This is a genomic window from Paenibacillus kribbensis (assembly GCF_001705305.1).
Taxonomy (GTDB): Bacteria; Bacillota; Bacilli; order Paenibacillales; family Paenibacillaceae; genus Paenibacillus; species Paenibacillus kribbensis_B.
The window spans coordinates 458,104-480,206 of record NZ_MCBP01000001.1; the positions used below are offsets into that span (position 1 = coordinate 458,104).

The 22,103-nt window shown below is 46.0% G+C and carries 17 protein-coding genes; 5 read left to right on the top strand and 12 right to left on the bottom strand.

Features of this window, described 5'->3' with window-relative positions; all coding sequences use genetic code 11:
- Nucleotides 1-242: 242 nt before the first annotated feature.
- A complete protein-coding gene (locus tag BAZ21_RS02065; RefSeq protein ID WP_068496590.1) occupies nucleotides 243-2,795 on the bottom strand; it encodes a beta-mannosidase in 2,553 nt (850 codons plus the stop codon).
- Nucleotides 2,796-3,008: 213 nt separating this feature from the next.
- Nucleotides 3,009-4,076, bottom strand: a complete 1,068-nt coding sequence (locus BAZ21_RS02070) for a LacI family DNA-binding transcriptional regulator (RefSeq protein ID WP_068496592.1) — start codon at nucleotides 4,074-4,076, stop codon at nucleotides 3,009-3,011.
- 281 nt (nucleotides 4,077-4,357) lie between these two features.
- Between BAZ21_RS02070 and BAZ21_RS02075 the strand changes: the two genes are divergently transcribed.
- Complete coding sequence (locus BAZ21_RS02075) at nucleotides 4,358-6,049, top strand: ABC transporter substrate-binding protein (RefSeq protein ID WP_068496594.1); 1,692 nt, start codon at nucleotides 4,358-4,360, stop codon at nucleotides 6,047-6,049.
- 118 nt (nucleotides 6,050-6,167) lie between these two features.
- On the opposite strand, the gene BAZ21_RS02080 is transcribed toward BAZ21_RS02075, so the two are convergent.
- Both BAZ21_RS02080 and BAZ21_RS02085 read right to left on the bottom strand, forming a co-directional pair.
- Nucleotides 6,168-6,728: a GNAT family N-acetyltransferase gene (locus BAZ21_RS02080; RefSeq protein ID WP_068496596.1), complete on the bottom strand. Its 561-nt coding sequence runs from the start codon at nucleotides 6,726-6,728 to the stop codon at nucleotides 6,168-6,170.
- Nucleotides 6,729-6,785: 57 nt separating this feature from the next.
- Nucleotides 6,786-7,151, bottom strand: coding sequence for a DUF2500 domain-containing protein (locus BAZ21_RS02085; RefSeq protein ID WP_068496599.1), 366 nt, complete (start codon nucleotides 7,149-7,151; stop codon nucleotides 6,786-6,788).
- A gap of 372 nt (nucleotides 7,152-7,523) precedes the next feature.
- On the opposite strand from BAZ21_RS02085, the gene nrdI reads away from it, so the two are divergent.
- The 3 genes from nrdI to nrdF all read left to right on the top strand — a co-directional run bounded on the left by nrdI (nucleotide 7,524) and on the right by nrdF (nucleotide 11,134).
- On the top strand, nucleotides 7,524-7,883 hold the full coding sequence (gene nrdI / locus BAZ21_RS02090; RefSeq protein WP_068496601.1) for a class Ib ribonucleoside-diphosphate reductase assembly flavoprotein NrdI: 360 nt from the start codon (nucleotides 7,524-7,526) through the stop codon (nucleotides 7,881-7,883).
- Nucleotides 7,870-9,954, top strand: coding sequence for a class 1b ribonucleoside-diphosphate reductase subunit alpha (gene nrdE / locus BAZ21_RS02095; protein ID WP_068496603.1), 2,085 nt, complete (start codon nucleotides 7,870-7,872; stop codon nucleotides 9,952-9,954). Before nrdI ends, nrdE begins: the two co-directional genes overlap by 14 nt.
- A 214-nt stretch (nucleotides 9,955-10,168) precedes the next feature.
- Complete coding sequence (gene nrdF, locus BAZ21_RS02100) at nucleotides 10,169-11,134, top strand: class 1b ribonucleoside-diphosphate reductase subunit beta (protein ID WP_068496605.1); 966 nt, start codon at nucleotides 10,169-10,171, stop codon at nucleotides 11,132-11,134.
- Nucleotides 11,135-11,268: 134 nt separating this feature from the next.
- Here nrdF and BAZ21_RS02105 read toward each other — a convergent pair whose 3' ends face one another.
- The 7 genes from BAZ21_RS02105 to BAZ21_RS02135 all read right to left on the bottom strand — a co-directional run bounded on the left by BAZ21_RS02105 (nucleotide 11,269) and on the right by BAZ21_RS02135 (nucleotide 19,836).
- The gene (locus tag BAZ21_RS02105; RefSeq protein WP_068496606.1) at nucleotides 11,269-11,694 is read right to left on the bottom strand and encodes a VOC family protein; all 426 of its coding nucleotides are present in this window, start codon (nucleotides 11,692-11,694) and stop codon (nucleotides 11,269-11,271) included.
- A gap of 116 nt (nucleotides 11,695-11,810) precedes the next feature.
- Entirely contained in the window at nucleotides 11,811-13,913 is a 2,103-nt protein-coding gene (locus BAZ21_RS02110) for a class I SAM-dependent methyltransferase (RefSeq protein WP_068496608.1), read from the bottom strand.
- Nucleotides 13,914-14,158: 245 nt separating this feature from the next.
- On the bottom strand, nucleotides 14,159-15,130 hold the full coding sequence (locus BAZ21_RS02115) for a glycoside hydrolase family 43 protein (RefSeq protein ID WP_068496610.1): 972 nt from the start codon (nucleotides 15,128-15,130) through the stop codon (nucleotides 14,159-14,161).
- A gap of 27 nt (nucleotides 15,131-15,157) precedes the next feature.
- The gene (locus BAZ21_RS02120) at nucleotides 15,158-16,543 is read right to left on the bottom strand and encodes an arabinan endo-1,5-alpha-L-arabinosidase (protein WP_068496613.1); all 1,386 of its coding nucleotides are present in this window, start codon (nucleotides 16,541-16,543) and stop codon (nucleotides 15,158-15,160) included.
- A 96-nt stretch (nucleotides 16,544-16,639) separates the two neighbouring features.
- Nucleotides 16,640-17,482 carry a carbohydrate ABC transporter permease gene (locus BAZ21_RS02125; RefSeq protein ID WP_068496615.1) on the bottom strand — a complete coding sequence of 281 codons (843 nt, stop codon included), beginning with the start codon at nucleotides 17,480-17,482 and terminating at the stop codon, nucleotides 16,640-16,642.
- Between the two features lie 27 nt (nucleotides 17,483-17,509).
- Complete coding sequence (locus tag BAZ21_RS02130) at nucleotides 17,510-18,400, bottom strand: carbohydrate ABC transporter permease (protein WP_068496616.1); 891 nt, start codon at nucleotides 18,398-18,400, stop codon at nucleotides 17,510-17,512.
- 92 nt (nucleotides 18,401-18,492) lie between these two features.
- On the bottom strand, nucleotides 18,493-19,836 hold the full coding sequence (locus tag BAZ21_RS02135; RefSeq protein WP_068496618.1) for an ABC transporter substrate-binding protein: 1,344 nt from the start codon (nucleotides 19,834-19,836) through the stop codon (nucleotides 18,493-18,495).
- 509 nt (nucleotides 19,837-20,345) lie between these two features.
- Here BAZ21_RS02135 and BAZ21_RS02140 point away from each other — a divergent pair.
- Nucleotides 20,346-21,275, top strand: a complete 930-nt coding sequence (locus BAZ21_RS02140) for an ArsR/SmtB family transcription factor (protein WP_068496620.1) — start codon at nucleotides 20,346-20,348, stop codon at nucleotides 21,273-21,275.
- 54 nt (nucleotides 21,276-21,329) lie between these two features.
- Here the strand turns inward: BAZ21_RS02140 and BAZ21_RS02145 are convergent, their stop codons facing one another.
- The gene (locus BAZ21_RS02145) at nucleotides 21,330-22,040 is read right to left on the bottom strand and encodes a DUF1361 domain-containing protein (RefSeq protein ID WP_068496622.1); all 711 of its coding nucleotides are present in this window, start codon (nucleotides 22,038-22,040) and stop codon (nucleotides 21,330-21,332) included.
- Nucleotides 22,041-22,103 lie beyond the last annotated feature (63 nt).

Sequence of the window (22,103 nt, forward strand, 5' to 3'; positions counted from 1 at the left end):
TGAAACAAAAAAACTCCGCTAACCTTTGCGGTCAACGGAGAGTGTGATTCTCTATATTTTTTTCTCAGTGTTGTTGTTCTTATTCTTTTTCTCAGCAAGAAGTATACCTACCTTTTACTAATGTAATCGAATAGATTAAGTTGATAAGTTCATTTCGTTCAAAAGCAGAAAAAAATCCCCGCTAACCTTAACTGGTCGGCGGGAATTTTTGGTTCCTCAGAAATTTCTCCACGTATCTTGCTCTAGCCTTGTATCCAATCTACCAACGAATGCACCGTCAACGTGCCCGGTGAAACGGCCTCAAATGTTGAGGCACCGTTACTCAAATCCAAAAATTCCACAATCTTCGGAATACCTGGGGCCAGATCCAGATGGTTATCGCTGAAAATGCCTTCCCGTTCCGCTGACAGCCACACATGTCTGGCAAGCACATCCGAACAAAGCATAAAGCTACCGTCTCTGCTTCCCTGTACCTCGGTTATCTTAATATTCGTCTGCGGTAAATCCATATCTTTGGTATCTGCAAAATAAACTTCACAGGAGGCCACCTGTTCACCATTTTGTATCAGACACGCGACCAGCATATGCTCTGCACGGTTCAGGCCGTTCAGCCATTGGTCGGTGGGCAGTATATGTACGATCCCTGCACCGCCTGCCTGCTGCTCTACCCGAATCTCCTCTTCACGAATTGCTTTCGTGCCGCGAATATGCAAAAGCGTCAGCCGCAGTGTACCTGCAACCGGCTTTAGCTTATCGTTGACGATGTACAGCTCCTTATTGCCCTGCTCTGCATCTGCCACGCTCAACAGCACATCGGCAAAGCTGCGCTTAGCCGTATATTGAAGTGCCTTCCAACGACCGAAATAGTCCATACTCGACCAGGATGCAACGGGCCAGCAGTCATTCATTTGCCAATATAGTGTTCCCATGCAATAGGGCTTGTGACGTCGATGTGACTCTATGGCCATTTTCATCGCCTCTGCCTGTAAAATCTGGCTCATAGGAAGAAAACATATAAAATCCCTTGGTTCCCGCATATACCGTTCCATATATTCTTTAATCAGGCGATTGCCTGCCCCGTTCTTCTGATGCGCCAGCATGACCGCAGATTCCAGCTCCAAATCCTTTTCCTCCGCATAAGCACGCACCGACTTGTATTCAGGAAAGGACTGAAAACCATATTCGCTCATAAAATGTCCCACATGTACATGGTAATTTTCAAACGGCTCAGATGCGTGCCACACCCCCCAGTAGTGAACATCCCCGGCCTTCGAGGACGGATGCGCATGCTGGTTTCGATCTGCAGTCAGGCCAATGAGCGGGGAGGAGGGCCAATAAGCCGTCTGCGGGGTCCAGGTGTGTACCGCCTCTGGTAAAATCCGGTGAAACAGCGTTTCATAATCTGCCCACAGGCGCTCCCGTTGCTCAGGCGTGTAATCCTTTTTCCAGCCCCAGCCTCCGTTCTCCTCATAATGCGCCCATGCCGAATCTATCTCATTATTGCCGCACCATAACGCAATACAGGGATGATTCCGCAGCCGTTTGATGTTGTCTTCAGCCTCCTGTGCCACATTCTCCAAAAAAGCCTCATCCCCCGGATACATGCTGCATGCGAACATAAAATCTTGCCATATCAATAAGCCGTATTCATCGCAAAGCTCATAAAATACGTCTTCTTCATAAATGCCACCACCCCAAACCCGCAGCATATTCATATGGGAGGCGGCCGCGCTGGCAATTTCATGCCGATATCGTTCCTTCGTAACCTCAGTGGCAAAGCTGTCATTCGGAATATGGTTGGCTCCCTTGGCAAACACCGGAACTCCGTTCAGCTCAAAATAAAAGCTCTCTCCCTCCGCATCCGGTTCACGTACAAGACGGATCGAACGCAGACCTGTTTTCACCGTTTTTCTCGCCATCACAGCTCCCTGCTCCCGCTCCGCAAGTTCGACTGTAAACGTATATAGATGGGGCTCTCCCAGCCCTCGGCACCACCACAGCTTCGGTTTACTCATATCCAGCTCCAGCTCTACGGTTTGCTTTCCCTTCAGCAGGTGAACAGGCTTCGACCACACCTTGCTGTCAGCGAGGATACGCAGCTCGGCCTCTGCTGCCTCTTCTGCATTCTCGACTTCTATTACCGCCGTGAGCCTGCCCTCTTCTGCACTTACCTCGTCCTGTCGAATAAACAAGTCTCTCACGATCATACCGGACCAAGCCTCAACACGCACCTCTCTCCAAATGCCGCTTGTCACCAGCCTCGGTCCCCAATCCCAGCCATAATGATAGGGAGCCTTACGTGCGAAAACGCTTACCTTTTTGTCTGCCAAGCCACCAGCTTCGGACTGATCATTCGGCGCAGGGAGTGCATAACCTAACCGTTCCAGCTTGGGCATATCTTCAGCAATCGGTGAACGGAAATAAATTTCCAGCCGATTTCCCCCTACTTGAATAAACTCCTTCACATCCTGTCTCCATTGCCGAAACATATTATTGGCCGACAACACATGTTGCCCATTCACTTTTACATCTGCATAGGTGTCCAGTCCTTCCAACACCAATTCTATCCGTTGACATTGAAGCTGTTCCGCATGGATCTCAAAACAAGCTTCATAGATCCAATCCTGCTTGTCAATCCACTGTACCTCCTCCTCGTTCATACCGATAAACGGATCAGGAATTTGGCCAAGTCGTAAAAGATCGGTATGCACACAACCCGGCACTTCCGCATGAAACCACTCATCACTTTGCGCTTCCCTAAATCTCCAGCAATCCAGTCCTATCACATTGAACATTATCACAAGCCTCCCTGTAAGGATGATTGGGAACATCTGGGTCTCTTTTTCAGCATAACAAAAATAACATTAAGCTAACAAAGTAGTCAAATTGTTTTTTCGCAAAACCATTGGCATAGCAACCAAAAAAGTCGCTCTCTGGCCTTAAACAGGCTAAAAAGCGACATCTTTATCTCTCCACATCAACGGAGTACATTTAGTGCTATCTGAACATCAACTATATCTGATTGTGCTGATTGGAAGCTCAGGGCCATCATTCTCCCGACTGATTTGCGGCGCATGTCGTTCCCGTACAACCAGTTCTGCGTGCAGCAGCTTTTTTTCGACAGGCGAATCCGGGTTGGTTATGCGCCATAGCAATTGATCCACCGCACGCATTCCCAGCAGCTCCTTATCCACTTTTACCGTGGCATAAATCGGCATCTGTTCATTCGTATCATCAAATCCAGTCACCCCGCAGCGCCTCGGGACGTCAATTCCCTTCCGTTTCAGCACATCCACCGCTTGTGCAGCAGTCACATCATTCGCGCACACAAACACCTCTGGCAGCTCGCTCTCGGTCAGCTTGTCCAATTCCTCATCCAGCGCTTGCACTCCCCCGTGAAGAAAGGCCTTGTTCTGCTGTAATTGTACGCCGCTCATTTCCAGTGTGGAGCGAAAAGCTTCCCAACGTTCATAGAAGCTGTGAGCATCGTCAATTTGACCGACAAATTGAAAACGTGTATAGCCCCTGCACAGCAAATCCTTCATTAATTCACTCATGCATGTGCGGTTATCCGTAAACACCGTATCACTTAAAAATGCAGAATCCCAATGATCTACCATGACGACTGGAATCCCCATTCGATAAATATTCAGCAGCATCGGCGTTGAAACCGACCCTACCGTAATAATGCCCTTGATCGCCTCCGGATTCAGCAACGAAAACATATCTTCAGTCGAGGGCTCCGTTAACGTGACCATATCCATTCCCTTGCGCTTCAGACGCTCGGAGATTCCTTCAAACACAGGTCCCCAGTATCTGGATTCCCTGTTCTGGTGTCGTATATTTGGAAATAACACCAGCACAGTGCCCGACCATTCCCTGGCATCTGTATCACGCGGCTCTAACCCGGTCACTTTTGGATGGTTGCGAAAATAGCCCATCTGGGCGGCCAGCTTGACCAGCACCGTCCTTGTCTCTTCACTTACGCCGGGCTTGCCTGACAATGCACGAGAAACAGCGAATTTTGAAACGCCCGCCGCATCCGCAATTTCCTGCAATGTTACTTTTCCACGCATCTTCTCACCCAACCCTATTCGGAATCTAGTTCTGCTTCTGCCTGTTTTCAATACACGGGTGTGCCTGTAAACTGGTACCATCGTAGCATACATTGTTTTAGATCATCAAACGATAGATTTGCACAAATCCACACCATTCACCATAATATGTTTGCATAATAAAAAAACAAACAACATAACAAATCACCATAAATCACTTGACGTAAGGTAGTTTATTTCCTACAATTTACTAATGAAAGCACTTACATTATGTGAATCATACTTAAAAAGGGGGATTGCAAATGTTCAAGAACAGATCGATACGGCAAAGCTCCATCCTGCTCCTGGCTTTGCTGCTGCTCGTGACAACGGGCTGTGCAAGCGGAACAGGCGGTACGGCATTAAAAGAAGATCCCGATGACACCAGTCCCATTACCCTAACTTTTTTTGGCGGTGATTCCAGCTCCAACTGGAACAACATGAAAGACGCGGTCGGACAGGAAATTATCAAAAAAACGGGCGTTACACTCAATGCCGAATATGCCGTCAATGGTCGAGGTGAGGAAAAATTTGCATTGATGGTCGCCAGCGGAGAGTATCCTGACCTCGTGTATCCCAAAGGGGAAGTCGGAAAGATGGTCGATGCCGGAGCACTCATTGACTTGACCGACCTGATTGATAAATACGGTCCTAATATTAAGAAAGTGTACGGAGACTATTTTAACCGTATCAAATATAGCAGTGAAGATCCTGCCATTTATACGATCCCAACCAATTTGGGCGTAGATCACATCGCATTTGATGCACAGGCCGGCTTTGAAATCCAGCATCAGGCACTTAAAAAGCTTGGATACCCCAAAATTCGTACCGTCCAGGATTTTGAAAAAGCACTCAAGGACTATGTCGCCAAATACCCCACCACCAACGGCCAGCCTACCATTCCCCTCTCACTTGATGCCGAAGACTGGAAAATTCAGATTACCGTGACGAATCCCGCCGTGATCGCTACAGGCGGACCGGACGATGGTGAGTATTATATTGATCCAAAAACACACAAAGCCATCCTTCACTACAAGCGCCCGGAAGAACGGGAATATTTCCGTTGGCTGAATCATATGTACAACGAAGGACTGCTGGATAAGGATACTTTTGTGCAAAAAAGTGATCAGTACAAATCCAAGATTGCTGCAGGTCGGGTCATTGGACTCATTGATCAGGAATGGAACTATCAGGATGCCGAAAACGCCCTCAAGGCAGCAGGCAAGGATGAATTTACCTACGCTCATTTTCCAGTCACATTAAATGAAAAATATCAGGATCATTCCCTCCAGCCGGTTGGCTTTGACGCTGCGTACGGCATCGGAATTACGACTTCGTGCAAAAATCCGGTGCGTGCCATCAAGTTTCTGGATTTCCTGGCCTCCGATGAAGGACAAATTTTACGCAACTGGGGCATTGAAGGCCAGCATTACAATGTAGAGAACGGCAAACGAGTCATTCCAGCTGACGTCCAACAGCGCAAAAACACCGATAATGCTTCTTTTACTAGAGAGTCAGGTATCGGTTTGTACTGGATATGGGGGCCTCATTACGGGGACAGCGTCAAGGACCCTTCTGGCAATTACTATACAACCAACTATCCGGAAATGATTACCGAAAATTACAGCCAAGCTGAAAAAGAATCCCTTCAGGCATACAAGGCCCAGACGTGGAAGGACCTGTTCCCGAACGAAAAGGATTTCCCGGCAAAAGAGTGGGGTGCCGCCTACAATATGCCGGTTCCGACCGATACGAACTACAATGTCATTTATCAGAAGTCGCAGGACATTGTGCGCAAACGGATTCCTGAGGCTGTACTAGCCAAGCCGGATCAGTTCGACACCGTCTATGACCGTATGCTGCAAGAGCTGGACCAGGCAGGTGTACCGAAGGCTGAGGAAGTCTACACCGGCCTGATCCAAAACCGGCTGAAGCTATGGTACGGGGAGAAATAATTTATGTTTTTTTCAAGTTCTGCTTTATAGTTCGAGTTACGCTTATAAAATGAAAGATTACACGGCGGACAGTCTGATGCTGTCCGCCTGTTTTAAAATAACTGATGTGACCTCACGCTCAAGATTCCGGCGCTTGCTCTGCAGCTTCATATTCACTTCGTAAAATTCCCATCTGGATAATGTCATAATATTGACCTTCCCTGAATAGCTTTTCCCGTTGCCGACCTTCCTCTTTAAAGTCGCAAGCCAGATAACAACGGTATGCACGTTCATTGTACGCATAGACCTCCAGCTCCAGCCGATGCAGGTTCAGAGCATGAAATGCAAATTTCTGTATTAGCCGAATCGCTTCCCGCCCGTAGCCCTTGCCCAGGTCACCGTCACGGCCGATCACAATTCCAAGTGTGGCGTGCCGATTCACCCAGTTGATTTTAAATAAGTCCAGTTGTCCGATATAGTCCAGTGTGTCTTTATGCGCAATGATAAAACCCTTGATCTCGGAGTTGCCGTCAATCATCATCTGTACAAAGGATTCGCTATTGAATTGTGAATGCGGATAGATAAACACGTCGCTTAAACCATGTGTAATTTGCGGGTCATTGACCCATTTTCGTATATCAGGTATATCCTCCAGACGGTATTCTCTCAATACAATTCGTTCCCCAATAATATGCGGCATCGTCATCTTCCCTCCGGTATGTATTTTTTCAGTCATTCCAACTCTCTACAATATACTTTACGCTTCCATCATTCTCACAAACCCCACAAAACGCGTACCTTTATAATGAAGCTCACCACAGTCCCCGACCACAATCATACCGAAGTCCGTATCCTTCACCTCCAGCTCCATACGTTCACCCCCGTCAAACTCAAAGGTAATATAATAATATGTCGAAGCCGAAAAATCGCCCGACCCTCCGCGCACCCTCGTCCGCTTATCCACAACTTTGCATGAGCGTTGTACCAGTTCGGCCGCTTGATTGGAAAGCCCTGCTCCTATCGTCTTGCCAATACCGATAATCATAAAAAGAGCCATAATGCCAAACACGGTAAAAAAGATCATATTAAACGATTCAGCCTCATTTATATAACTGCTTCCCATCTACTTCATCCTTTCTACATTAATATATAAATTTTCCATTCTATTGCCCATTGACAAATGGTACATCTCCAACCTCAAAAACTCCAATACTTTTTTAACATACTTACGAAAAAAAAGTTCTTTCGCTCTTTTCCGCACCCCGCTTGGACTTATACCCGATCTGGGCCCTGTGATCCCCTTTGGACCGATTGACAAAACTATATATAGATATAAAATAGAAAATGTACTCTAAATATAGTGTAAAAAACGTGTTTTCGCCCAATAGCTTGAACTTACAGGAATGAAAATACATGTACATATAGAGTCCAACATTTTAAATGGCGGTTAATGCCGTTTTCTTTTTTTCGTTAATTGTTAAGGAGGATGCCTACAATGCTGATTGCTTATGATTCCAAGACCGGCAATGTAAAAAGATTTATTGGAAAGCTCAAGCTTCCGGCGGTTCAGATCCAGGAGCAAATGACCATAGATGAACCATACGTACTCATTACATATACGACAGGGTTTGGTCAGATACCTGAGAGGGTATCTTCCTTTTTGCAAAAAAACGCTCAAAACCTCGTTGGTGTAGCTGCAAGCGGCAACCGCAACTGGGGCGAATGCTTTGCAAAAAGCGCGGATTTGATTGCCGATCATTATAATGTCCCTGTGATTAGTAAATTTGAATTATCTGGAACGTTCGGAGATGTAGAGCGTTTTAAACAGGAGGTGAGCCGAGTTGCGGCATATTGAATTGAACAACATGTTGATGAAACGCGATACAGACGGCTTTTTCCAATTGGAAAAGGATCAAGAGGCTGTCGCAGAATTTATGAAGGAAGTTCAGGAACGCAGCCTCAAGTTTGCAGATACAGCGGCTCAAGTGCTGTACATGATTGAGAATGATTATTACGAGAATTTCTATAATAGCTATACAGCAGATGAAGTTAAAGATATTTTCCATATTACACATAGCTATCATTTTAAATTCCCTTCCTATATGGCGGCATCCAAGTTTTATACCGATTATGCACTGAAAAGTAATGACCGTAAGGTCTATCTGGAGCATTATCCTGACCGGGTTGCAGCAGTCGCACTGCATTTGGGACGCGGTAATGTTGATACGGCGCGGCTGTTGGCCCGCTCGATGATGGAGCAGCGCCTCCAGCCAGCCACACCTACCTTCCTGAACGCAGGCAAAAGCCGCCGTGGAGAGCTGGTATCCTGCTTCCTGCTCGAAATGGACGACTCTCTTAACTCGATCAACTACGTGCTCAACACATGCATGCAGCTGTCCAAAATCGGGGGCGGCGTCGCGGTCAACCTGTCGAAGCTGCGGTCACGCGGTGAAGCGATTAAAGGCGTAGAAGGCGCAGCAAAAGGCATTATGCCTGTGCTTAAGCTGATGGAAGACGGATTCTCCTACGCGGATCAAATGGGGCAGCGCAAGGGCTCCGGCGCGGCGTACTACAACATTTTTGGTTGGGATGTTCTGGAATTCCTGGATAGTAAAAAAATCAATGCTGACGAAAGAGTGCGCCTTAAAACCCTTTCCATCGGATTGCTGGTGCCAAACCGCTTTTACAAGCTGGCTCAGGATAATGAACCCTTGCATGTATTTGCTCCATACAGTGTGTACAAGGCCTATGGAACGCATCTGGACGACATGGATCTGGATGTAATGTACGATACGCTGCTTGCCGACGATCGGGTGAAGAAAAAAATAGCGATGAGCGCACGTGACATGCTGACGAAAATTGCCATGATTCAGCTGGAATCCGGCTATCCATACATGATGAATAAAAGTAACGCCAATCAGGCACATGCCCTTAAAAATGTGGGTCAAGTGAAGATGTCGAACCTGTGCACAGAAATATTCCAGTTGCAGGAAACTTCCGAAATTGCAGATTATGGCAAGCAGGATATTATCCGCCGCGATGTGAGCTGCAATCTGGCTTCCCTGAACATTGTCAATGTGATGGAGCATGGCAAAATCCGCGAATCCGTTCATGAGGGCATGATTGCGCTCACCTCGGTCAGCGATATGACACAAGTGGCTAATGCACCGGGTGTTGCCAAAGCGAACCGCGAAATGCATTCCGTTGGTTTGGGTGTCATGAATCTGCACGGCTACCTGGCCAAAAACAAAATTGCGTATGAAAGCAACGAAGCGAAAGATTTTGTCCGCACTTTCTTTATGACGATGAACTATCATTCCATAGAGAAAAGTATGGAAATCGCGAAAGCGGCTGGACAAAGCTTTTATGGATTCGAGGAATCGGATTATGCGACCGGCGTGTATTTTGACCGTTATCTCAATACGGATTACCGTCCGACAACCGCACGTGTGCAAGAGCTGTTCAAAGGGATTGATATTCCGACTCCTGCGGATTGGGACAAGCTGAAAGCCGACGTCATGAAAAATGGTCTGTACCACGCCTATCGTATGGCGATTGCGCCGACTGCCAGCATTTCGTATATTCAAAACGCAACATCCAGCGTTATGCCGATTGTTGAGCAAATTGAAACACGTACTTATGCCAATTCGACGACTTACTATCCAATGCCTTATTTGCAAAAGGATAATGTGTTCTTCTATAAATCCGCTTATCAGATGGATCAGTTCAAAGTGCTTGATTTGATTGCAGAAATTCAACCTCACGTGGATCAAGGGATTTCGACAGTGCTTCATGTGAACAGTGATGTAACCACACGTCAGTTAGCCCGTTGCTATCTGTATGCTGCACATAAAGGACTTAAATCGTTGTACTACACACGTACCAAAAAGCTGTCTGTGGAAGAGTGCCTCACCTGCTCGATCTAAAGCATGATGAATTAGCATGATGATTATAAAATTGATGATATAAAAATGCTTTTCATTAGAAGCTGTATCCAGCGTGACGTCCAGGCCAGTGCAGGTTTGGTCAGATCACGGCCTTGCGGATGCAGCTTCCGTATGTCAAGCATACGATGATTCGCCTGCATCATTTCATTGTAATTATGGGGAATCTCGCAAGCTGAAGGGAGAATGCTAAACAATGACAGGTATACAGGCTGTAAACTGGAATCGCTCGGACGATGATTTTACACTCATGTTCTGGAATCAGAACATTATGCAATTTTGGACGGATGATGAAATTCCGCTGTCTGACGATAAGATGACCTGGGTGACCCTCAGTGATATCGAAAAAGAAGCCTACATGAAGGTGCTGGGCGGCTTGACACTGCTGGATACCATTCAAGGCGGCGTGGGTATGCCGCAAATTATGGAGCATGTGGACGGATTGCAGCGTAAAGCTGTACTAAGCTTTATGGCGATGATGGAGCAAATTCATGCCAAGTCGTACAGCAGCATTTTTACGACACTGGCTTCCACAGAAGAAATTGACGGTGTGTTTCGCTGGGTAGAAGAAAATCCGTATCTCCAGACCAAAGCGGAAACCATTCGGCAATATTATATGAACATCCACACACCGAAAGACCTGTATCTCGCGATGGCCGCTTCGGTGCTGTTGGAAAGCTATTTATTTTACAGCGGCTTCTTCTACCCTCTCTATCTGGCAGGCCAGGGCAAGCTGACATGCAGCGGAGAAATTATCGACCTGATCTTGCGAGACGAAAGTATTCACGGTGTATACGTAGGTGTGCTGGCACAGGAGATTTATGCAGAGCTGGACGAGGAAGAGCAACGCGATCTTTACCAGACGCTGGTCGGATTGCTGCGCTATCTGCACAATAATGAGGAGCAATACACGGAGCAAATTTACGCCCCGATCGGGCTAGTTGATGACGTTAAAGTCTTTTTACGCTACAACGCCAACAAGGCCATGATGAACCTCGGCTTTGATCCGCTATTTGAAGACGAAGAGGTTAATCCAATCGTATTCAATGGCATCAGCACCCACACCAAGCAGCATGACTTCTTTTCCAAAAAAGGAAACGGGTATGTGCGTGCCATGAATGTAGAGCCGCTGACCGATGATGATTTTAATTTTGGTGTATAAGATATCCGTATGTTAATCAATAGATTCAAAAAGCCCATTCCGCTTGTCGGAGGGCTTTTTTTCGTTGAACGATGGCATACACGCAAAAAACGGCCAGACCGCCAAGGTAGCGAAATCTGACCGTTTTCCATTTTTTATGATCGAGCCTCTGTAAAAATTTGAAATGTAACCCCAAACTTGTCCGTTACATTCCCATAGGCCGGACTGAAGTGGGTTTCTTGCAAGGGCATGCCCACCTGTCCTCCTTGCTGTAGGGCATCAAACATTTTTCCGGCTTGCTCCACACTGTCGGTTGTAATACAGATACTCACCTGGTTCCCGCTACTAAACGGCGATCCGGGAAAGGTATCGGAAAACATAAGCTCTGTCTCTCCAACTTTAAGGGTAGCATGTCCAATACGACCTTTGACCTCTGCGGGAATCGGAAAATCCGGGTTTTCCGGCATCTCACCAAAGGTTTGAACAAAAAGCTGTTGCGCATCCAATGCCTTTTCATAAAATTCGATCGCTTCTTTTGCATTTCCATCCATGGTGATGTAGGGAATCAAACGTTTTGACATCTTCAACACAGCTCCTTTATTGTAATTTTACCAGGCACTTCACCTGTATTATATGCAAAACTTGTTAAGAAAAACAGATTTGTTTTTTTGCCTTCCTTCCATCCAGTATTCCAGCCCTAGTGCGGCTTCTCAATCACGATCAGACAGGTACTGTCTGGTAAAGGAACCGGCTGTCCCTGTTCATCCTTTAGCTCAATACGCCCGGACAACGCCTTGGTATACCCCTCCTGCAAATAGTGGCGGTTCACCCGAATAATCGCCTGTGATCCAAGTGTGTTACGGATACACTCCTCGTACTGTGAAGGGGTAAAATAACCAAACTGCTCCTGCACTTCATGCACATAGGCTTCCGGCCCCCAGGTATAGGTGTACAGAAATTCCATCGCATCGTTGACGGGCATAACTGCCTCAGTCTCACTCACACGCTCCATTTCAATATGGCGACCTGCAAAATCTTCGGCAAACCGCAGCAGCCATTCCATCCCGTCTGGCTTCAGAAACCGGATACGTCTGCGCTGTTCTGTCGGTTCGGTCATAATACCGTCACGAATAATGATGCGCCCGCCGGGTGCCAGCACACGATAGGCGCTCTGCAAAGCCGCCTCCACCGTTTGCCGATTGAACCGGGTCCCATCTCGCTCGATGTAAGAATACAGCTCATGGAGAATGGAAGAAAAAATGACCGTGTCCATACTCCCCGTTTCCACAAATTCCTCCAATTGGAGCGCATCCCCTTTGATAACATCCCAACGGTGACCCTCCGATTGTTTTTTCCGTTTTAATGCTTCAATCACATTCACTGAGATATCAAGCCCCAGCGGCTTTGCATCCGGTCTTTCCTGCTCAATCAGATCCAGCAGCACGCCCCCGCCAGGCCCTATATCCAGAATGCGGGTTCCAGTCACGTAATCCAGAATGACCCTTTTGTAATCTACGGTCTGGTTCATATCCGCAAGATACGTCTCCTCATTGTGAAAACGATCATATGCATCACGCCGTAATCCGAACAGATCAAACAGCAGTAATACTGCTTTGTCATACAGCGGCGTTTTTTCTGCCTCAATACAAAAGTCAATCAGCTTCTCTGCCGCAGATGAAAATGCAAAATTAAAAAATACGGTGCTTGGCAGCTCCTCCTTATGCTCCACGATCACACTCAAATGAGGGTTATGTTTCCGCTTTCCTTTTGAAAGATCTTGCCAGGACAGCGCACTTAAATATTTCTCAATCATTCGTTTTTTGTATACGTTAATTTTCTTGACACCACGATAATCATAATACATCGTGTTCATGAGAGATTCAAAGCTGATATGACGTACCGTAGCAGGCTGCTCCTGCCCTGTACCCTCTCTCCCGGTACTCTCTCTCAATGTAAGTAAAAATACCTTCACCAGTTCTTCGAGCGAAAAATCCTGTAAAGCGGACTCTACATACCAAAGCGTACGATTTTCCAGCGGAGCAAGCGCCTTTTCTACATTCAACTCACGCTCCAACTCCGCGTAAGCCTGTTCAAACGGCTCGCCTTCATGAATAGAAACGGACCGCAATCTCTCTAGCCGTTCTTTTACACCCCAAACCACAGGTGCGTTATCCCATGCGATCCAGCCGATCAACTGCTCCACTTCACTGCGTACCTGCTCCCATAGAGCAGGATCTACCCCAGCGATAATACATTCGTTCAGAGCGCGTAAAACAAGCTCCAACTCCTCAGCGCTTAGCCAGCCCTTGCGAGTAATTTCCAGCAACGGCCGATTTTCTGAAAAAGGAATTTCGCCCCGTATATACTGTCCGATTAGTCCATGCGTCTCAATCAAAATCCGGGTCATGCTGTTGCGCGGGTACGCAGGGGATTCCGCTTGGGCCTGTCTGACATATAGCTGGGAAGAGCCAATATTATGCACAAATAAATTAATGCCCTCCTGCTGCCAGCGCAGACGTTCACGCCCTGTCCCCCCTTTAGCCGCCTCAGACCATACCAGCACATCCTCCAGCAGCTCTTTAATCCAGAAAGACAATGGAAGACCGTCCAAAATGAGCAACGTACGCTCCACATAATCCAGGACAGGATTGGAATCCTTTAGTTCTCCTATGGAGCGGATGCGTTCCAGATTGACAATACGCTCCTCAGCCGAAACGAGCAGCTTCAGCCAAGTCGGCATATCCCAGGCCAGATCATTTTCTTTCCGGTAGTTAGCAATGGCTTTTAATGATTGCAGCATTTTTCTCACCTCGTGTGATTCGGATTCGGTATGCACATGAGACTTTGGAAAAAAACTTCTGGATACACTCTTTTATAAACTACACTTTACCATACATTTGCAGCTTCCATCCCGTGGAAAATATTAAACATTTTGATCATGTAAAAAGAAGTCCCCTTGCTTTCACAAATGAAAAAAGATACCCTCTAGCCTTTGGCTTAGAAGATACCTTATTCACCTTGTTATACGCAGCAAAATTATACTTCTTATTTATTCACGGGAACTCCGTCTGGTACTGGAATACCAAAATCAGGCGTTCCATCTTCATTCCAGTTCAACGGCTGTACGCGTGTATGACGATTGGGATCATACAGCGGGTCACCTGTAATTTCCTTGTAATTGCGGGCGTGATATACGATAACATCGCTACCGTCAGGTGCCACTGTAAAGCTGTTGTGACCTGGACCGAATTGACCTGTTTCCTCATTCGTGCAGAATACCGGTACAGGAGACTTCGCCCACGATTGCGGATCGAGCAAATCCGCATTCTCATCTGCCGTCAGCAGACCCATGCAATAATTGTGGTCGGTCGCGCTGGCTGAATAACTGATGAAGATCCTTCCGTTCCGTTTCAGAACCGCCGCTCCCTCATTCACCTTAAAACCGATGACCTCCCAATCATATTCAGGGGTAGAGACCATCACTTGCTCACCGCGCAGCGTCCACGGATTACTCATTTCAGAGATGTACAGATTGGAATTACCGACAATGTCCGGGTCCTTCTGAGCCCACACATAATACAGAACTCCATTATGCTGGAAGGTTGTTGCATCAAGAGCGAAGGATTCCCATCGGGTTTTGACCTGTCCCTTCTCCACCCACTCTCCTTCCAGCGGGTTGGCAGAATCATTTTCCAGCACAAACATCCGGTGGTCGAACAGGCCTTCCTTCGTTTCTGTTGTACGAGCTGCTGCAAAATAAATGTACCATTTGTCATGAATAAAATGAATTTCCGGTGCCCAAATGTTCGCGCTTAATGGACCTGTTTCATATTTGTGCCACACTGCGACAGGCTCTGCCGTATTCAAACCTTGAATGGTCCGGGACCGCCGCACCTCAATGCGGTCATACTCCGGTACAGAGCCGGTAAAATAATAGTATCCATCACTATGCTTGTAAATCCAAGGGTCTGCCCGTTGCTCAATGACCGGATTAATAAAAGATACAGGTTGATTCATGGTTTTTCTCTCCTCTATGTGTAAACTTTAATTGCTGATACGCTTACCCCAAATGGAAATTCCCTTATTGTTCATGCCTGTAAAAACGAGAGTATGACGACCCAGCTCCCAATCCCATGAAGGAAGCAATAACAGTTGCTCCCGGGTTCCTTCAGATGTATCGCTCCAATCCATTGTTAAAGTACGCTTGCCGTCAAAGGTCCACTGGCCTTCAAGAGTTCCGCTGGTTGCCCGTCCTCCGTCTTCCAGACGAAGCGGTTCAGCTTCCACCTGACCATCGACTTCCTGCTTCATTACGATGCGTTCCCAACTGCCGGATAATAATCTTAGAGGTATATCCTGTTCCTTCTCGCCTGCATACCGTTCCGGTGATACGACAGGCCAGCCATCAGCCGTCCACAATATTTTGCGTACATGCAGGTACGGCCAACTCTTGTCCGTTTCTCCCCGCGCATGATGAACCATATAATAATCCTCTCCGTCCTTCAGCACGGAATTATGACCTGGCGCAACCCAGCCTTCTCCTTCGCTGAATCGATAACCGCCCAGTACCTTATTGCCAATCTCGTATTGAGGCAAATAACTGGTGTCTGCCATATCATGTCCGTTTATATCCACGTAAGGCCCTGTGATCGAATCCGAGCGGGCAACGCGCACATTATAGTCCTCAAACAAAGAATCATACGAGACGAACAAGTAATATTTACGGAAGGTTGAATTGTACACAATGTAAGGCCCTTCCACAGCACCGTCCTCGGTTGCCCGGTCTCTGGCAGCGATATTTTTCCCATAACCGGATTCTCTGAACTTCCCTGTTTGGGGATCAAGCCGCGTAATATAAATACCGCCAAAAAAAGAACCGTACACCATCCATGGATTCCCCTCTGCATCCAGCACCGGATTAGCATCAATCGCGTTCAATTTGTCATGCTCATCCGTTTTAACGACCAGTCCCTCGTCCTTCCAAGGGCCTTCCGGGGATTTGGATGTCTGCAACCCGATGGCTGATCGCCTACTGCCAAAGGTGGAGGCGGAGTAATACATCCGATAGGTATCCCCCATCTTGATGACATCCGGCGCCCACAGATTCATTGCGGATGACCATGCCCCCGCTTCCTTGGGTATGCCGGGCAACGCATACTGAACCCAGTTCCAGTGAATCAGGTCGGTCGATTTGCGCACCATAACACCCGGTCTCAGTTCTCCACCTGTCTTTACATCCGTCGAGTAAACATAATAACCTTGATCTGTTTTGATAATCGCCGGGTCATGTGCATTGTTAATGGTCCAGCGGTGTTCATCGTTTATCGTGCTTTGATCATACAAGTGATCAGGAGGCGGAGCTTGCGGATACACAGGGTCCGGGGTGTTATCCCCACAGCCGGATAGGCCCAGCATAAGCAGCATAACCATAACCGTTCTTCTCCTCCTTCCTTTATTCATTACATATTGTGACCATCTTCCATCGACCCTCGGTGCTTTCCATGTACCCACTTTCCATGTATCCACTTATCCTTTGACACCGGAAATGGCAACCGACTCAATAATTTGTTTTTGGAAGATCAGGAATATAATCAATACAGGCAACAACGCTATAATGGAAGCTGCCATAATAAGCGGATAGTCCGTCTGAATGGCATAAGTCGCATTAAAATTCGCGATAACCAGCTGCAATGTCTGCTTTTCTGGTGAGTTCAAGTAGATAATCGGCGCCAAATAATCGTTCCAAATCCCCATGAACCATAAAATAAGCTGGGCCGCAACTGCCGGCTTAATGAGCGGGAACGTAATGGACGAATACAGTCGGAAATAAGAGCTGCCATCAATTTTAGCTGCTTCGATAATGGCATCCGGCACACTGAGCAAATACTGCCGCAGGAAAAAGATCATAACCACATTCCCGAACAAACCGGGAACAATCAGAGGCAACAGCGTATCTACCCAACCTAGCTTGGAAAACATCATAAACTGTGGGATCATAACCGTTGGATATGGAATCATCATAGATGCGATAAGTGCAAGAAACAGTTTATTTTTATGAGGAAATCTCAGCTTTGCAAAGGCAAAGGCAGCCACACTGGATGTAAAGGTACCTACAACGGTAACACTTACGGCCACAATCACGCTGTTCTTGATCCCGCTTAGCAAAGGTCCTGCTTCCCAAATTTCCTTGTACTTGCCAAACTGGAGCACCTCTGGTATCCATACCGGCGGAAGAGCAAAGACATCCTGCTTTTCCTTCACCGAAGTGGACAGCATCCACAGCAGCGGTGCGATCATCGCAATCGCTCCAATTGCCAGTACAATAAAGATAATGGTATTGGTCACTTTTGTTCTTTGACTATGGGACATAATCAGACTCACTCCTTTCCGCGAAAATCAATCCCCATCAAAGGACGATTTTTCATTCATTTTGAATTGAATCAAAGTTACGATAAAAATGAAGATGCCAAGAATCATAGCCATCGCGGAGGCATATCCCATTTGCAGGTTTTTAAATGCCTTATCCCAGATATAGAAGACGATTGAGGCGGATGAATATTCCGGACCACCTGTAGGTGTCATAATGTTCATTTCAGTAAAGATTTGCGAACCACCAATGATATTGGTTACGACCAGGAAAAAGGTTACCGGTTTTACCATTGGCCATGTGATGTTGCGGAACATTTGGAAACCGCTGGCTCCATCCAGTTCTGCTGCTTCATAATAAGAACGAGATACACTTTGCAGAGCGGCCAAATACAGTAGCATCGTGTAGCCAAGCCCCTTCCAGACTGTCATCAGGATCAAGGCCGGCTTAACCGTATCCTTATCCATCAGCCAGTTGGGACCTTTAATGCCGAACAATTCCAGGAATTGGTTCACCAGACCGTAGTCTCCGTTGTATGCCCAGTTCCACATGATGGAAACAGCAGCCAGCGAAGATATAACCGGAATATAGTAGATCACACGAAATGTCGTCGTGCCTGGAATTTTGCGATTCAATCCCAGTGCCAGCAGTAAAGCCAGTACAAGGCCAATTGGAATACCCAGCATTAAGAAAAGAGTATTGTACATCGATTTGTAAAAAAGCTCATCCGTAAATAAATCTCTAAAATTGTCGAGACCGATAAAGTTCATTTGTCCTAATCCGTCCCAGTCTGTAAAAGAGCCGTATAACGAATAGACAAACGGAAACAACGTAAAGATTAGCAAACCGAGAATAGGAGGAAGGATAAATAAATATCCGTATATCTTCTCTTTGCGATAGAGATTAGATTTGGTTATCACAGGACTCACCTCTGTTTCTAATTTGGATAGAGGATGATGCCAGCAGCATGATATCAGCCGCTAACATCATCCTCTATCCGTTTATTTACGTATTATTTCTGTGATTTTTTCTCTTGCTCCACCGCTTTATCCAGCAGTTTCTGCATCTTAGGCTGTTCCTGCTTCACATAATCGGCTGCTGTAACTTTACCGTCCAGCACTGGTTGAATATCCGTGAAGAAAATATCATACCATTCCGCGTTATACGTATAGTTGCCAGGCAATGCGCGGCCATAGTCATTTACGATATCAACAAATTCCTGTTTATTGCTAGGCTTGGTTTTTGAATCCTTCACCCACTCATCCGCCATATCCAGCAGATTCGGAATTTGTACCTTCGCGTCAACGAGTTGCTTCATACCTTCTTTGGAAGTGGTCAAATAGTTAACCAGTTCTACCGCTTCATCCGGGTATTTTGTTTTAGAAGAAACACCGATACCCAAAGAGCCAATCCATGTTGCCGGTTTGCCAGTCGATCCAACTGGGTATGGCATTAAATCATATTCAAAAGACAGCTTTTCAAACGTACTCATATCCCAAGGACCTACAGGGAAAAATGCCATTTCACCCTTCATCCAGCGTTGATACGTGTCCAGCGTTTGTGATTGTTCGATACCAGGCGTAATTTTATATTTGTTTTGCATATCAGCAAAGAACTGAAGCGCTTCCGCAAATTTCGGATCATCAATCGCTACTTTTGTTTTGCTCGCGTCTAGCCAATCCGCACCATTGCTCCATACAAAGGCTTGCAATGCCCACTGAACGTTAAAGCCTGTACCATACTGATCCGGTTTGCCATCACCGTTCGTATCTTTTGTCAGCTGCTGGCTGACCTTGATGAACTCATCCCAGGTATACGGTTTATCTTTGTCAGGTACAGGAATGCCTGCTTTTTCAAACATGGTTTTGTTATAGCCAAGTGCGAATGGACCCACGTCCTTCGGCATACCGTAAATATTACCTTGACCAGCCATTTTACCGTCATATCGATACAAATCCACACCGTATTTCCAAATGTTATCCAGATTTATATCCTTGCTCTTTTCAATGTAAGGTGTAAGATCCTTTAGCACCCCGCTGTTTACATAAGCTTTCAAGTCTCCAGGGGCAAAATAAAAGATATCTGGAAGATTGTTTCCTGTAATCGCGGCTCTAAGCTTTGTAGCATATTGATCTGCTGCCGTCACGACCATTTTAACCTTCACGCCAGGATGCTCCTCCTCAAATTTCTTGATAACATCCTTATAAGCCTTCTGCTCATCCGTACCTCCACGGAACATGAACGTCAATTCCTTGGTTCCATCGCTACTGGAGCTTCCGCCTCCGCAGCCAGCCAATGCAGCAACCATCAACAACAGAACAACCATTGTTATCGCAAAACCTTTTTTCTTTCTCAACGCGACCCCTCCTAAAATTAAATGGAAACGCATACATTTGGTGTTAAAATAATCTTACAACGACTCAGCTTTATCCTTACTTGTGCGGTACATAAACCGTTGTTCATTGCCGCTGTGATTATCATCCCTCTCATGCACCACATGATTAACATTTTAATTTATCAATAATGAATTCGTTTACAAACAAAATATAGCACGCCCTTCTACAGTTCGTCAATGCATTTACAAATCTTTTTAAATAAATATAAAACATTAACAAGAACCGCACAAATAGCATAATTAAAACGTATTTAAGTTTATTATAGTTACAAAAATCAGTAAAATAACTTCAATACGATTCATTTTCGGAAATGAGTTTGTTTTTTGAGCCTGTTTCGCTCCCCTCTTTTTTAGTAAAAATTATTTACGGAAAAGCAGTTTACTTCTTTCTGATTTTATTTTAACATAAATCAAAGTAAAAATATAAACGCTTACATTGTATATTTTATAGGTAAGGAAGGTCTATAGATATGATTTATATTAAGGACTTAATGTCTGGGTTAGATATTTTCAAAGCTCTAGGCTCGGAAATTCGCATTCAAATACTCGAGTTACTTGCCTATCAAGGACAAAGTATGAACGATATCGCTAACAAGTTGCATTTGAGCAACGGCACCATTACGATGCATATTCGCAAACTGGAAGAATGCGGCCTTGTGGAAATTAATACAGTGAGCGGTAAACACGGTACACGAAAAATGTGCTATTTGAATAAGGAAAAGCTAATGGTAGATTTGCGGAGCAGAGAGCAAAAAAATGTGTATGAGGTGGAGATTCGTATCGGTCATTATAGTAACTACCAAGCGTTCCCCACTTGCGGATTGGTGACCCGAGACAGCATTATCGGCGATTTTGATGACCCACGCTATTTCGCAGATCCCGGGCGGCTGGAGTCGGAAATGATCTGGATGGCCGAAGGCTTTTTGGAATACCGTATCCCCAACTATCTGAAAGCGAATCATTCCTTTAAGGAAATTCAATTCTCCGCAGAACTGGGCTCAGAAGCACCGTGCTATTGTGAGGAATATCCTTCCGATATTTGGTTTCACATCAATGGTATCCCTATTGGGCACTGGACCAGCCCCGGAGATTTTGGAGAAGTACCGGGGGTCCTGAATCCCGATTGGTGGCCACCGCATTTGAATCAATATGGCATGCTCAAATTAATTCGCATCAATCAGCATGGCAGCTTCATTGACGGGTGCCGTATATCAGAAGTCACAATAGACGATATTGGCCTTAACTATAAAAGCGATATTACACTCCGTTTATCCGTATCCGATCAATCGGAAAACAAAGGAGGGCTCACCATTTTCGGTAAAAGATTCGGCAACTTTAGTCAGGACCTGCTTGTGCGTGTGCTTTATAATGCACACGGAGAAGCGAACTCCGTCGACTAGCTCGCCACATGTAATAAGACCGAAGACCGTATGCATTACATACGTGTCTTCGGCCTATAGATCCTTCTCCTCGCTTAAAGAGATATACATCATTAGATAAAAAATGACCGTAATCCCAAACACCAGCCAGCTAAAGGCCAGCAAATGCTGTCTTTCCCCTGCCAGGCTCATCCATTTCCAAACATCTGTAAGGATGACCCAGGGCTTTAACACCACATCCCAGCTATTCCAGCGAGCAAATCTGCCGATATATACGCCCACGCTGGCCAACCACAGCAAAACAAAAACGATGGCCCACGCAAGCCAGCCATTGCAAGCCTTTTGCAGCATTCGGTGGATGATCCATGCACAGAGAGATGTAAGAAAAAGACCAAGCCCTGCTGCCGAAAAAGACGTAAATAAGATCAACCAAAATGTGGTGTCCAACCAAAAACGCGAGTCTGGATTCACCTTGTAAATACGAAACGCATGCAATAACTCAGTCAGTAAATATAGAGCATTCGGCAGAAAAAGCAACCATATTCCCCCACTAAGCAACATAAGAACCCGTCTGGCTGTCACATTTCCCATTCTGGATAATGCCATCATTATTAGAGTAATAAAGACCGGAACCCAGGCCAGGAATATATCCCAGTACAAAAATTGAAACATCTTCGTCCCACTTGCAGACTGCAAATACATAATGAGCCCAAAGCAGCCCGACGTAGCTACAAGCAGCACCCCTAACAAAGCGGGCAGCTTATAACCCTTTCCTGTAAACAACAAGCTTTTGTCTCCCCTGTCCCTGTATACGTATATACGTCTTTTCAAATTCACATCAAGTGTTAA

Excerpts from the sequence above, each read along its gene's own strand:
- BAZ21_RS02140 (WP_068496620.1), top strand. The coding sequence starts at position 20,346 with ATGATTTATATTAAGGACTTAATGTCTGGGTTAGATATTTTCAAAGCT.
- BAZ21_RS02105 (WP_068496606.1), bottom strand. The coding sequence starts at position 11,694 with ATGTCAAAACGTTTGATTCCCTACATCACCATGGATGGAAATGCAAAA.
- BAZ21_RS02065 (WP_068496590.1), bottom strand. The coding sequence starts at position 2,795 with ATGTTCAATGTGATAGGACTGGATTGCTGGAGATTTAGGGAAGCGCAA.
- BAZ21_RS02110 (WP_068496608.1), bottom strand. The coding sequence starts at position 13,913 with ATGCTGCAATCATTAAAAGCCATTGCTAACTACCGGAAAGAAAATGAT.
- nrdF (WP_068496605.1), top strand. The coding sequence starts at position 10,169 with ATGACAGGTATACAGGCTGTAAACTGGAATCGCTCGGACGATGATTTT.
- nrdI (WP_068496601.1), top strand. The coding sequence starts at position 7,524 with ATGCTGATTGCTTATGATTCCAAGACCGGCAATGTAAAAAGATTTATT.
- BAZ21_RS02080 (WP_068496596.1), bottom strand. The coding sequence starts at position 6,728 with ATGCCGCATATTATTGGGGAACGAATTGTATTGAGAGAATACCGTCTG.
- BAZ21_RS02085 (WP_068496599.1), bottom strand. The coding sequence starts at position 7,151 with ATGGGAAGCAGTTATATAAATGAGGCTGAATCGTTTAATATGATCTTT.
- BAZ21_RS02120 (WP_068496613.1), bottom strand. The coding sequence starts at position 16,543 with ATGGTTATGCTGCTTATGCTGGGCCTATCCGGCTGTGGGGATAACACC.
- BAZ21_RS02115 (WP_068496610.1), bottom strand. The coding sequence starts at position 15,130 with ATGAATCAACCTGTATCTTTTATTAATCCGGTCATTGAGCAACGGGCA.
- BAZ21_RS02070 (WP_068496592.1), bottom strand. The coding sequence starts at position 4,076 with ATGCGTGGAAAAGTAACATTGCAGGAAATTGCGGATGCGGCGGGCGTT.
- BAZ21_RS02125 (WP_068496615.1), bottom strand. The coding sequence starts at position 17,482 with ATGTCCCATAGTCAAAGAACAAAAGTGACCAATACCATTATCTTTATT.
- BAZ21_RS02075 (WP_068496594.1), top strand. The coding sequence starts at position 4,358 with ATGTTCAAGAACAGATCGATACGGCAAAGCTCCATCCTGCTCCTGGCT.